This window comes from Streptomyces sp. NPDC033845, assembly GCF_055576225.1.
Genome location: NZ_JBVIRI010000002.1, coordinates 188,755 through 200,811 on the forward strand (window position 1 = coordinate 188,755; position 12,057 = coordinate 200,811).

At 72.5% G+C, this 12,057-nt stretch carries 10 protein-coding genes; 3 read left to right on the forward strand and 7 right to left on the reverse strand.

What is annotated here, in order from left to right; translation table 11 throughout:
* The first annotated feature begins 37 nt into the window (after positions 1–37).
* The 3 genes from ACZ50K_RS04950 (at position 38) to ACZ50K_RS04960 (ending at position 4,524) form a co-directional block, all read left to right on the forward strand.
* On the forward strand, positions 38–1,063 hold the full coding sequence (locus tag ACZ50K_RS04950) for an EamA family transporter (RefSeq protein ID WP_468897588.1): 1,026 nt from the start codon (positions 38–40) through the stop codon (positions 1,061–1,063).
* 43 nt (positions 1,064–1,106) lie between these two features.
* The gene (locus ACZ50K_RS04955) at positions 1,107–3,053 is read left to right on the forward strand and encodes a hypothetical protein (protein WP_468897590.1); all 1,947 of its coding nucleotides are present in this window, start codon (positions 1,107–1,109) and stop codon (positions 3,051–3,053) included.
* A 172-nt stretch (positions 3,054–3,225) separates the two neighbouring features.
* Positions 3,226–4,524, forward strand: coding sequence for a flavin-containing monooxygenase (locus ACZ50K_RS04960; protein ID WP_468898459.1), 1,299 nt, complete (start codon positions 3,226–3,228; stop codon positions 4,522–4,524).
* Positions 4,525–4,533: 9 nt separating this feature from the next.
* Here the strand turns inward: ACZ50K_RS04960 and ACZ50K_RS04965 are convergent, their stop codons facing one another.
* From ACZ50K_RS04965 to ACZ50K_RS04995, 7 genes are all read right to left on the reverse strand, one after another.
* A complete protein-coding gene (locus ACZ50K_RS04965) occupies positions 4,534–5,802 on the reverse strand; it encodes a tryptophan dimethylallyltransferase family protein (RefSeq protein ID WP_468897593.1) in 1,269 nt (422 codons plus the stop codon).
* A 113-nt stretch (positions 5,803–5,915) separates the two neighbouring features.
* A complete protein-coding gene (locus ACZ50K_RS04970; RefSeq protein WP_468897595.1) occupies positions 5,916–7,250 on the reverse strand; it encodes a cytochrome P450 in 1,335 nt (444 codons plus the stop codon).
* A gap of 9 nt (positions 7,251–7,259) precedes the next feature.
* Complete coding sequence (locus tag ACZ50K_RS04975; protein WP_468897597.1) at positions 7,260–7,853, reverse strand: GTP-binding protein; 594 nt, start codon at positions 7,851–7,853, stop codon at positions 7,260–7,262.
* Positions 7,828–8,205 carry a DUF742 domain-containing protein gene (locus tag ACZ50K_RS04980; protein ID WP_468897599.1) on the reverse strand — a complete coding sequence of 126 codons (378 nt, stop codon included), beginning with the start codon at positions 8,203–8,205 and terminating at the stop codon, positions 7,828–7,830. Before ACZ50K_RS04980 ends, ACZ50K_RS04975 begins: the two co-directional genes overlap by 26 nt.
* Positions 8,205–8,603, reverse strand: a complete 399-nt coding sequence (locus tag ACZ50K_RS04985; RefSeq protein WP_468897601.1) for a roadblock/LC7 domain-containing protein — start codon at positions 8,601–8,603, stop codon at positions 8,205–8,207. Before ACZ50K_RS04985 ends, ACZ50K_RS04980 begins: the two co-directional genes overlap by 1 nt.
* Positions 8,600–9,763 (reverse strand): sensor histidine kinase, encoded by a 1,164-nt coding sequence (locus ACZ50K_RS04990; protein WP_468897604.1) that lies wholly within the window; start codon positions 9,761–9,763, stop codon positions 8,600–8,602. Before ACZ50K_RS04990 ends, ACZ50K_RS04985 begins: the two co-directional genes overlap by 4 nt.
* A gap of 734 nt (positions 9,764–10,497) precedes the next feature.
* Positions 10,498–11,085, reverse strand: coding sequence for a LuxR C-terminal-related transcriptional regulator (locus tag ACZ50K_RS04995; RefSeq protein WP_468897607.1), 588 nt, complete (start codon positions 11,083–11,085; stop codon positions 10,498–10,500).
* Positions 11,086–12,057: the final 972 nt, after the last annotated feature.

A 12,057-nucleotide genomic window follows, 5' to 3' on the forward strand; every position in this document is an offset into this window, starting at 1 on the left:
GGCCGCCCTGGCCCCGCTGCTCCCCGGCATCCTCGGCATGGCCCTGGTCGGCAGCAGCGTCGCCGTCTCCCGGACCCTGACCGACGCCCCGCTGTTCACCGCCCAGGCCGCCCGCTATCTGCTGGCCGCCGCCGTCCTGCTGCTGATGGCACGGGCGGCCGGGGTGCGGCTGCTGCTGCCGCGCGGACGGGAGTGGCTGTGGCTCGCCGGGCTCGCGGCCGTCGGGCTGGTCCTCTTCAACGTGGCCGTGGTCCGGGGGGTGGCGCACGCCGAACCGGCCGCCATCGCCGTGGCGGTGGCCTGCGCCCCGGTGGTGCTGGTGGTGGTGGGCCCGCTGCTGGAACGGCAGCGGCCCAGCGGCCGGGCGCTGCTCGCGGCGGTGGTGGTGGTGGCCGGGGCGGTCCTGGTGGTGGGCACCGGCCGGACCGACGCGGCGGGGGCCGGCTGGGCCGCGCTGGGGCTGGCCTGCGAGGCCGGGTTCACCCTGCTCGCGGTGCCGGTACTGCGCCGGCACGGCCCCTGGGGCGTCTCCGTCCACGCCGTCTGGATCGGCGCGCTGCTGCTGTGCGCGACCGCCGCCCTGACCGAGGGGCCCACCGCGGCGGCCCGGCTGACCGGCGCGCACTGGGCGGCCGTGGTGCACCTGGCGCTGCCGGTGACGGCCGCGGCCTTCGTCCTCTGGTACGCCACCGTGCACGCGGTGGGATCCGGCCGTGCCGGACTGCTCACCGGGATCGCCCCGCTGGCCGCGGCGGCGGCCGACGCCCTGACCGGCGGAGGGATGCCGGGCCCCCTGGTGTGGCTGGGCATCGCCGTGGTGATCGCCGGACTGGCCCTCGGCCTCCGCCCGCCCCGCCCCGGCCCGTCCCGCCGCCGTCCGTCCCGCCCGCTTCCGCCGGTCCCGGCCGTGTCCTCCCGTACCGCCGCCGGGCCCGGTGATGCGCCCGGTGACGCGCCTGGCGAGGGGGCGGGTGAAGGGCCCGGTGGCGTGCCGGGCGGTCCGGCGGGCCGGAGGAGCGGCCGCCGGGAGGGGATCGACTCCGGCCAGACAACGGCCGGTTGATCGCTGACCGGGCGGCACGCGGGATGGGTATCGTCCCGGGACCGTGGAGAGAACCGAGGAGCTCGCGGCGCTGCGGGCCGCCCTGGCGCCGGGGGTGCCGGTCGGCCTCAGCGGACCGCTCGGCAGCGGCAAGTCCCGGCTGGCCCGGCGCCTTCCGGTCGTGGCCGTGGTCGACCTGTCCGCGGATCCGGGCCGGCACCCGGGCCCGGTGGACCGGGTCCGGGCCGCGCGGGCGGCCCGGCCCGGCGGGCTCCTGCTGGTCGACGGCGTGGACGGGCCCGGACAGGCGGACGCCGTCGCCGAGGCCCTGCCCGAGACCCTGGCCGAGGCCCTGGAGGGATCGCCGGGCGGCCACGGCCCGGTGCTGGTGGTCAGCCGGCGGCCGCTGCGCGCCGCCGAGGGGTGGGCGGACCGGGCCCTGACCACCCTGGAGCTGGGGCCGCTGCCGCCCGCGGCCGTGGAGCGCGGTCTGCGGGCCGGCGGGCTGGAGGACCCGGAGGAACTCGCCCTCGCGGTCCGGCTGTCCGGCGGGAACCCGCTGCTCGCCGCGCTGGTCCGGCGCACCCTGTCGGCCGGGACCCCGGCGGACGCGCCCGGTGCGGTGGCCGACGCCGTCACCGAGGAGGTGCTGCACCGGCTCGCCCGGGAACGCCCGGCGGGCCCGGGCGGCGGCCGCTGGCGGCACGCGCTGCGTCTGCTGGCGACGGTCCGCACGGGCGACGAGTCGCTGCTCTCCGGCGGACCCGAACTCTTCGCCACCCTCGCCGGGCTGAGCCTGGTCCGCCGGCATCCGCTGGGGCTGGCGGTGCGCGAACCCTTCCGCAGCCTCTTCGAACTCGGCTACCAGTGGCGGCGCCCGGGGGCCCACGAGGGCGTACGGGTCCGGGCGGCCGGCTACCGGCGCGCCCTGCTGACCGAACGCCGCGATCCGGCGGAACGGGCCCGGCTGGTCGAGGAGTCCCTCTTCCTGTCCGGTGAACCCACCCTGCGGAAGGTCCTGTTCCCGCCCGTGGAGGAGGTCACGGCGGTCGGCCCCGCCCGCCCGGACGAGGTGGCGGACATCGGCCGGCTGACGCACGACTGGGCGGTGCGCGGCGGATTCGACGTACGCCGCTCCGAGCGGATCACCGAACAGTGGCTGGCGGCGGCCGGGCCCGCCGCCTTCCGGCTGGCCCGGGACCGGGAGGGCCGGCCGGTGGGGCTGGCCGCGCTGGTGCCGGTCGGTGAGGCCACCGAGGCCTGTATCGAACCGCTGCTCCAGCAGCACGCCTCCCCGCTGCTGGACGGGACCGGCGGGAGCCCCGGCGGGCTGTTCCTGGGCGCCGCCTACGGCGAGGACCAGGCCGCACACTCCCAGGTGCTGCGGTACATCCTGCGGGACGCCATGCGGGCGGGCCGGCTGGCCGTCTCCACCGCCAGCCCCGAGTACCAGGCGCTGCTGGGCGCCCTGGGCTTCCGGCCGCACGGCGGCATCCGGGAGGACGTCTACCGCTGCGGCCGCCGCCCCGAGGTCTACAGCCACGACTTCGCCGCGGGCCGGCTGCCCGGCTGGCTCAGGGCCCTCGCACCCGGCGGCACCCCGGCCGGATCCCCCCGGCCGCACCCGGACGGCCCGTACCCGGACCCCCCGAACGCGGACGGCCCGTTCCCCGGCGGCCCGTCCCCGGACGGCCCGGCCGAGGCGGCCCGGGCGCTGGCCGCCTGCCGGGACCACCGTCCCGCCGTCCACGGCCCCCTGTGCGAGCGGCTGGACCGGGCGGTGCGCGAGCTGGAACTGTCCCCGTCCGCCGCCGAGGCGGAGGCCGGGGCCATCCTGCGCGCCTACTACCTGGCCGGCCGCACCCGAACCCACCAGCAGGCCGCCCGCCGACTGCACCTCAGCCGCGCCACCTACTTCCGGCGGCTGCGCCACGGGCTGCGGCTGCTGGCCGTACGGCTGCCCGGGCCGTCCGGCCGGGCCCTCCCCCCGGCACCGGCCGCCGTTCCTTGATCGGTATCGTGACCGGCAAGAGACGGTCTAGCCCCTGAACAGGGAGGACCACGGCGTCCGTTGGGACGGCGCCCGGTCGCACTCCCGCTTCGAGAACGGATGGTGTGCAGTGGAGCGACCCTCGGTCCGCCCGGCCGGCCCGGACACCGGCGCAGCTTCGGCCCGGGCCGGGGTGTGCGTCATCGGCGCGGGACTCTCCGGACTCGCGACCGGGTACGCCCTCGCCGCCCGGGGCATCGAGTTCACCTGTCTGGAACAGGCGCCGGACGTCGGCGGGATCTGGCGGCGGCCCGGGGCCGGCGAGCCCGGCCCGGGCTACCGGTCCCTGCACCTCAACACCGCCAGACAGCTCACCGGTTACACCGACTTCCCGATGCCCGACGAACTGCCCCTCTACCCGGGCCACCGCGAAGTCGCCGCCTATCTGCGGTCCTTCGCCGAATGGGCCGGACTGATGCCCAGGATCGAACTGCGCACCGAGGTGCTCTCCGTACGCCAGGGCGGGGACGGCGGCGGCCCCTGGACGGTGACCAGCCGCGATGCCCGGGGCACCGTCACCGAGCGGGACTTCGCCCAGGTGATCGTGGCCTCCGGCCACAACTCGGCCCCACTGCTGCCCGATCCGCTGCCGCCGGGCGCCGACACCTTCACCGGACGGATCCTGCACTCGGTGGACTACCACGACGGCGCCGACTTCACCGGACAGCGCGTGGTGGTGGTGGGCATGGGCCCCTCCGGGGTGGACATCGCCTCGGACCTCTCCCGGCACGCCCGACGGACCCTGCTCTCGGTGCGCCGGGGCCTGCACATCGTGCCCAAACAGCTCTTCGGGATGTCGGTGGACCTCATCGCCGACGCCCCCTGGTGGAACGAGATGTCCTTCGCCGAGCAGCGCGCCTTCGTCGAGCAGGCGCTGAACGTGGCACGCGGCAGGATGTCGGACTACGGCCTCCCCGAGCCCGACCACGCGGTGTTCTCCTCCGCCGTCACCCTCTCGGACGAGATCCTCAGCCGGATACGGCACGGCGCGGTCCACCCGCGCCCCGCGATCGAGTCCCTGGACGGCCCCAAGGTGACCTTCACCGACGGAACCGTCACCGAGGCGGACGCCATCGTCTACTGCACCGGATTCCGGATGGAGTTCCCCTTCCTTCCCGCCGACTGCCCCGCGGGCCCCCGGCAGGAGGCGGTGGAACTGTACAAGCGGATCGCCGCGCCCGACCGGACCGGCCTGTACTTCATCGGGCTGATCCGGCCGGTGGGATCCATCACCCGGCTGGTGGAGGCACAGGCCCGGTGGGTGGCCCGGCTCATCGCCGGCGACACCGCCCTGCCCTCCCCGCAGGCCATGCGCGAGGAGGTGCGGGGCCATCTGGACCGGATCGGGCAGCGCTACGGCCGGACCTCGGGCGGCGCCTCCACCCAGGTGGACGTCGGCCCGTACCTGAAGGACCTGGAAGGCACCGCCTAGCGGCACTCGTCAGGCGGGCGGCCGGACCGCGTAGGCCTCGGAGGAGATGTAGGCGGTGACCCGGGGCGGGCGGCCGCGCTGGTGGGCCAGGGCCAGATAGGCGATGAGGCCCACGCCCTCCTCCAGGGACCGGCCGGTGGCCGCGGCCAGCGCGCGGCGCAGCGGGGCCGGGTCCATGCCGTGGCCGCGCAGCACGTCCACCGCCCGCCGCAGGGCCTCCCCGTCGTGCCGGGCGTAGTCGCGGACCGGTATGTGCAGGGTGAATCCGCTGGGCCGCCCGCTCTCCGTCTCGGTGAAGGAGTGGCAGGTCAGACCGGGCCGTCGGTCCAGTGACAGCTCCTGCCCGGCCGCGGTGCGGAAGAACCGCTCGACCTCCGCCCGCCCGGGGCCGCCCTCCATCCGGGACAGGCCGGCGGCCGTGGCGGCCGAGAGGTCCGGGTGCGTGAGGTAGACCTTGACCCGGGGCTCCTCCCAGTCGCCGAGGTCCAGGGCGAGGAACAGATGGCGCTCGCCGGGGGGGAGCGACGAGAAGGCCCCGTGGTGCCCCAGCCGCTCCAGGGCCTCCCGCACCGTCCAGGCGGAACGTTCCTGCCCGGCTGCGGCGGGGTTCAGGTACACCTTCACCCGTGGCACCCCGCCCGGATACAGCTCCAGCGCGCACCAGAGGGCGAACGGGCCCTGCGGCTCCGGCGGGAGGAACAGGTCCTCCAGCTCGTCCAGCCGCCGGGTGTCGAACCCCCACCGCCGGGCCATCTCGCGGACCGCCCGGAGCCCGGCGCGGCCGTTCTCCGCCAGGTCACGGGCACCGTGGCCCGGCTCCAGCAGCACCCGGAGGGTGGGCGGCCCGTCCGGCAGCAGGGCCAGCGAGAACTCGACCGGGGTGTGGTCGTCGGAGAGGAAGGAGCGCTCGGCGGGCGGCTGGTCCAGCCGCCGCAGCGCGGCCGGTCCCAGCACCGTGAGCAGCGTCCGCGCGTACTCGGCGGAGTCCGCCGCGCTCAGGTCCGCGGCCTCGCAGAGCCGCAGGACCTGTCTGGCGGTGTGCCCGCCGAGCGTCTCGGCCGGTGGCACGGACCGCTCGGCCGGCGGCGCCGGTCTCCACGGGCCCGCCTCCCCGGACCGCAGGGCCCAGGGCGAGGGCACCTGGCTCCCCGGCTTCTTCTTCCGCGTCCCCTTGGACCGCAGCGCCCAGGGGGACGGCCGCCGGGCGGCGCGGGTCCCGAGGGGGTCCGCGGCGGGGGGTTCCTGCATGACAGCGGCGTCGACGGACAGGTGCTCCACGACACCTCCTTCTCCGGTGGGCAGCAAGCACGACGCGTGCCTCACTACCCCCGGCGAAGATCATTCATGCAAGGAAGCGGAACACCCTGGCAGTTGCCGTCGTCACGTCCCGATCAGGTTGACAGCCAGTTGAGGAACTGACTCCACATCCGGTTCCGCTTCGGAGCGGCCTCGGGAGCCTGGGCCGCCTCCTGACGCGGTTGCGGAACGGAACTCCGGGCCGTCACGACCTCCGTGAACCGGGCCGGCAGGTTCGCCAGCCCGCGGCTGAACGGACCGGGACGCCAGATCAGGCTCTCCTCCGGCACCGCGAGCTCCACGTCCGGAAGCGCCTTGAGCAGGTTCTCCACCGCAGTCACCGTGATCTGACGGGCCGGCTCCTTCGACGGGCAGGCGTGCGGTCCCGCGCTCCACGCCAGATGCGCCCGGTTGCTGCCGGCCTGCCGGGCCGCGGACAGCGCCGGACCGGTGTTGGCGGCAGCGAAGCTCACCAGCACGAGATCACCCGCGCGCAGCCGCTCCCCGGCGAACTCCATGTCGGAAGCCGGGTAGTGCGGCGCGTAGTTGGCCATGGGCGGGTTGTCCCACAGGGTGTCGTCCAGGGCCTCGTCGAGCAGACCGCCACCGTCCGCGTAGCGGTCGTTGGTGAGCAGCCGGTGCAGCACGTTGCCGATCAGATTGCGCAGCGGCTCCGCGCCCGCCCCCAGCAGCAGGGCGAGCTGGTGCACCATCTCCTCGTCGGTCAGGTTCGCCTCGTGCTCCATCAGCCACGAGGTGACGTCCTCGCCGGGCTTGGTGCGCTTGAGCGCGACCAGCTCGCCCACGGCCTGGAACAGCACCCCGGTGGCCTGCTCGGCGTTGATCCCGTCGAACATCCCGGAGATGCCGAAGAGCACCCGGTCGCCGATCTCGGCCGGGCAGCCGAACAGTTCGTTGAACACGAACAACGGCAGCTGCTTGGCATAGTCGCCCAGCAGGTCCGCCGAGCCGCGCCGGGCGAACTGGGCGATCAGGTACTCCGAGATCTGCTCGGTGCTCCGGGTCAGCCGGCGCGGGTCGACCCGCGCCATGCTGTCCGTCACCGCCTGACGCAGCCTCAGGTGTTCGGCGCCGTCGCTGAACATACAGTTGGGACGGTATGCGAGCAGCGGGCTCACCGGGTTGTCCGGCTTGACCTCGCCCTCGTTGAAGGCCCGCCAGCGGCGCGCGTCCTTGCGGAAGGAACCCGAGTCCTGGAGCAGCTGCAGGGCCGCCGAGTAGTCGGTGACCAGGGTGGCCTCCACCCCCGGGGCCAGTTCCACCGGCGCGGTCGCACCGTAGTGACGCAGATACGCGTAGTACGCCTGGGGATCGGCCGCGAAACCCGGCCCGTACAGCGGCACCCGGCCGCCGTCGAGGTGGGCGGGGCACCCGGGCGGGGGCACCGGGGCGGTGGGCTGGGCATGCATCTCTTGCTCCTAGCGAGCGCGGTACAGCAAATAGCGGACGAGTGTGATCAGCGCGTCGGCGGACGACTTCTCGTCGCGCGCGTCGCAGGTGATGACCGGGGTGTCATCGAGCAGGTCCAGCGCCTCGCGCAGGGCCTGCTCCTCACGGATGGGGGTGCCGTCGAAGCGGTTGACCGCGATGGCGTAGTCGAGGCCGTAGTGCTCGATGAGGTCGATCACGGCGAAGGAGTCCGCCAACCGCTCGGGGTCCACCAGCACCAGCGCGCCGAGCGCGCCGCGGGCCATGTCCTCCCACATCTGCACGAACCGCTGCTGGCCCGGGGTGCCGAACAGGTACAGCACCACCCGGTCGCTGATGGTCAGCCTGCCGAAGTCCATGGCCACCGTGGTGGTGGTCTTGCTCCGGACGCCCTTGAGGTCGTCGAAGGACTCGCCCGCGCGAGTCATCGTCTCCTCGGTGGACAGCGGGGGGATCTCCGAGATCGCCCCGATGAACGTGGTCTTGCCCACCGCGAAGTGACCGACCACCAGGATCTTCACGGCGGTCTGGGTCGCCCCGCCGCGGACGTAGGCGGGTTCAGCCAAACTTGGTGCGGAGTCCATTCAGCACCTCCTCCAGGATGCGCCGGTCGGCGAGCGGGGCCCGCTGCACGGGCGGTCGGGTGATCAGGTAGCCGCCCTCGGTCAGGGCGGAGAGCAGGATCTTCACCACACCCATGGGCAGCCGGGTGTGCCCCGCGATCTCGGCGACCGAGAGGTAGCCGGCGGTGCACAGCTCCAGCAGACCCTGCTCCTCCGGCGAGAGCCGGGTGGGACGCTGCTGCTGGTCGGCCGCGGCGGTGACCAGGGTGATCAGGGACAGCTGGGCCTCGTCGGGCAGCCCGCGCCCCTTGGTGATGACATACGGGCGGACTAAATCGGCTGCCTCCGGCTCCAGTTCGTCATAGCGGCTCATCAGCGGACACCCAGGTTCTCGCGGGGCGGCGTCGTCAGGGCCTTGCCGAGCTGGCCGACGAGCTGCTGCATCCGGAAGGTGATGTCCTGCATGTCCACGTCCGGGGAGGCGGACACCCCGAGGTAGGCTCCCTCGCCCGCGGAGATCAGGAAGACCCAGCCGCCGTCGAACTCCACCAGGGTCTGGCGCCACTGCATGTGACCGGCCTCGATGAAGAACCCGAGGGAGCGGCTGAGCGACTGCACACCGCTCATGGCGGCCGCGACCGTGTCCGCGTTGTCCTTGCCGAAGTCCTTGGTCCGGGCCATCAGCAGGCCGTCGGCGGATACCAGGACCGCGTGCAGCGCCCCGGGAATCTCCAAGGCGCTGTCAAGCATCCATGACAGATCGTCGTTCACGGGACCTCATGCCCTTCGCTGCTCGCATCACGTGTGGTGCTCGTTGAGTCCGCCGGCCCCGTGTGGGTGGCCCGTCCGGACTGCGTGCCCCGCTGGAAGGCCCCGATGATCGCGGCGGTTTCCGCGCCGGACCGGTTGGGCGGGGCCCCGCCCGTCCCGCCGGGCACGATGGCCATCGGCCGCTTCCGGCTGCGCCGGGGCAGTCCGTCGATGGTGGAGGAGGTGCTCAGGGCGGGCTCGGGGCCGCTCGGGTCCGTCGCGTAGACGGGGGCGGCGGGCGCCGCCGCCTTGCGTTCGGGCATGGCGGTGAGCAGCTCGTGCGGCAGCAGCAGCACCGCGCGGACGCCGCCGTACGGGGAGCTGGTGTCCACGGACACCTCGAAGCCGAAGCGTTCGGCGAGCACACCGATCACCGCGAACCCGAACTGCGGGGGGCTGCCGAGCCCGGACACCCCGGTGACCCGGTCGGTGGTCAGCAGCCGTTCGGCCTTGGTCCGCTCCTCGTCGTTCATGCCGACGCCGGCGTCGTCCACGACGATGCAGATGCCCTTGGGCACGGTCCGGATGTTGATCTCGACCACGGTGTCGGGGCTGGAGTAGCTGGTGGCGTTGTCGAGCAGCTCGGCCAGGGCCAGGGCCACCGGTTCGACGGTGCGGCTGGTGATGCCGAAGTCGACCTGGGAGAGGATCTCCACCCGCCGGTAGTGCCGGATCCGGCCCTGGGCGCTGCGGACCACGTCGTAGACGGAGGCGATGTCGCGCTGCCGTCCGAGCCAGCCGTCGCACAGGACGGCGATGGACTGGGCGCGCCGGCCGAACTGGGAGTTGGTGTGGTCGATCTCCAGGAGGTCCTGGAGGATCAGGGACTCGCCGTACTTGCTCTGCAGTCCGGAGAGGACCGACTGCTGTTCGGCGGCCAGGCCCTGGAGCGTCCGCATGGCGGACTTCAGCACGGACTTGGTCGCGTCCTGGGCCCGCTCCTTCTCCACCTCAACAGATTTTGCGAAGCTGCCCTCAAGGTCGGCGTACCGGGCCCTGGCCGCTGTGAGTTCGTGCCGCTGGGCCCGTGCCGTCCTGCTCTGGCGAACGATGATGGCTCCCGCGCCGAGGAGGGCGACGAGGAGGGCCCAGAGCGCTGGGTTCTGCGTGTAATCCGTCATAAGACTCTCTTCAGGCGACTGACGGTCAGTTGCTGAATTCCGTCAATGCGGGGTGGACCGGCGGACCGTCCGTTCCGGGGTTTCGCCCGGACGTCCGCCGTGATCGGAGATGTCGTCTTACGCCCATCAGCCGCTCCGCAAGTGTCATGATCGTATCATCGGGCTTCCGGCGGTGATCGGCCGTCAACAGGGAGTTCCCTGGTGGGCCTTGACCCGATCCAGCCAACTTCCGGCGCTTCCCCCGTGATTCCGGCGGAGGCCCGCCGGATCGTCAGAAACCTTGTGGATCAAGGCAGTTGCTCGATCCCGGCCGATCGGCCAACACCTGCGCACGCGAGTCGGCCGGGAAGTCCCGTGTCCATCCGCGCAGTACGTGCCGCTGCGGCCGGATCCCGAGGGGTGGGACGGAGCGCGGGACCGCTGGGGCGGCCGGGTGTGGACGGGCCGTACGGGGCGGGTGCGCCGGCCGGGTGGGACCGAAGAGTTCAGGCCAACGGGCCGGCCGCGGCCGAAGAGCCCCGCAGGGGGTCCGGGCCCCACCGGGCGTCCATCCGGATGTCATGTTCCTGAAACGTGAAAGCGCCTCCGGCCGTGGCGGTGGAGGGAAACTCGAAGGTCCCTCAAGGCCACTGGGCGGAGGCGCTCACGGGCGATAGTGTCACCCGTGAATTCGGTCGCGGTGTCGCGGTGTCGCGGAGCCGGGCTCGGATCCGGTCGGACCGGACTCGGTCGGATCAGATCCAGTTGGAGTCCCGGGCGATGCGCAGCGCGTCGATCCGGTTGCGGGCCCCCAGCTTCGCCACCATGGCCGAGAGGTAGTTGCGCACGGTCCCCTGCGAGAGGTGTAAGCGCGCCGCGATCTCGCTGACCGTGTCCCCCCGGGACACGTGCTCCAGGACGGAGAACTCCCGCAGGGTCAGCGGGCAGTCCTCGTTCACCAGAGCGGCCACCGTCAGCTCCGCGTCGAAGACCCGTTCCCCCTGGTGGACGCGGTGGATCGCCTCGAAGAACTGCCGGGGCGGCACGCTGCGTTCGACGATGCCGCCGATCCCGGCGGCGAAGGCCTGCCGGACCACGGAGCGGGTGAAGGCGGTGGCCAGCAGCAGGCTCCGGCAGCCCGGCAGGCCCGCGATCTTCTCGGCGAACGCGATCGCGTCGCTGTCCGTCCCCTCGAAGCTGATGATGACCACGTCTGGTCGGTGCAGCTCGGCGAACTCCAGTGCATCAAGATTGCTGTCCGCCGATCCCACGACTCGTATCTCGTCATGCCGCTCAAGCAGTGCGGTGAGCCCGGAACGGGACAGATCCAGGTCGTCGGACACCAATACATCGATTCCCACTCGATCCCCCAATGTAGTTTCTCGACGCCCCATAGGGCCGCAATCAACTCGCGCTTGACAATACCGTTCGCGTTCGAAATTCAGTCGATCTCCGATGGGCACCGCACCAAGCGCGAGCTGAACATTGGTGTCCGGCGGAGTGGGTGAGGTGTCGGGGCCGTGGGCCTTCAGTCCGGGGTGGTCAGCCGGGGGACTGTGCACGGCGGCGTATCCTCGGTGGCGCATCACCTCCCCTTGACGGATGGGCGGATGGACGGACGGCCGACCGGTCCTGATCCGGTCCTTCGTCCGCCCCCGCCGGCCGATGGCCCGGAAGGTGGTCGTGAGGGTGCTCGCGGGGGCGGCCCGGAGCGCGGCCCGGGGTCCGGGTGTCGCTCGACGGTGCCTGAGGTGCGGAGGGTCGCCGGTTCCGGTCCGGTAAGTCCGGATGCGCCGCATGTAATGAACGCGTTTTTTCTATACTCCCGGATATAGACGAACCGCCGGGTTCCCTGTACATCCCACCCGTGGTAAAAATATCGGAGTCCATGGGTCCGGCCTCCATTTCTCTCCTCCATCTCTCCCATAGGCGGGGTGCATTCAGCAGAAAGAGATGCGCTTCCCGAATGGAGCGCAAGGTGGTGTCCCGCAGGCGTGAGCAATCGGCAAACATGTTTGCGCGATACGGGATTCGGGTGAAAAGCGGTGGCCGTTTCCGCTGCCGTTCGAGCCGCGACAGAGGTTAGCCAGGGGTGTGGGTCGGATCAATTGCTTTTGAGGATGCTTTGAGGTTTGCGGCGTGACCTGAGGTCGGGGGCCGTCCGCGCATGGAAACGGGCGCGTTGAAACCTCTGAGCAAACCACCAGCCAATAGTTGACTGAGCACGTTTCCCTCGCATTTTCAACCGTAAGATGCACCCGAAACACACGTTAGCCGTGGCCCGGCTGATTGTCACCTCTCCTCCTCGGCGTGCA

Excerpts from the sequence above, each read along its gene's own strand:
- ACZ50K_RS04980 (WP_468897599.1), bottom strand. The coding sequence starts at position 8,205 with ATGAGCCGCTATGACGAACTGGAGCCGGAGGCAGCCGATTTAGTCCGC.
- ACZ50K_RS04950 (WP_468897588.1), top strand. The coding sequence starts at position 38 with ATGGCCCTGGTCGGCAGCAGCGTCGCCGTCTCCCGGACCCTGACCGAC.
- ACZ50K_RS04975 (WP_468897597.1), bottom strand. The coding sequence starts at position 7,853 with ATGGACTCCGCACCAAGTTTGGCTGAACCCGCCTACGTCCGCGGCGGG.
- ACZ50K_RS04970 (WP_468897595.1), bottom strand. The coding sequence starts at position 7,250 with ATGCATGCCCAGCCCACCGCCCCGGTGCCCCCGCCCGGGTGCCCCGCC.
- ACZ50K_RS04990 (WP_468897604.1), bottom strand. The coding sequence starts at position 9,763 with ATGACGGATTACACGCAGAACCCAGCGCTCTGGGCCCTCCTCGTCGCC.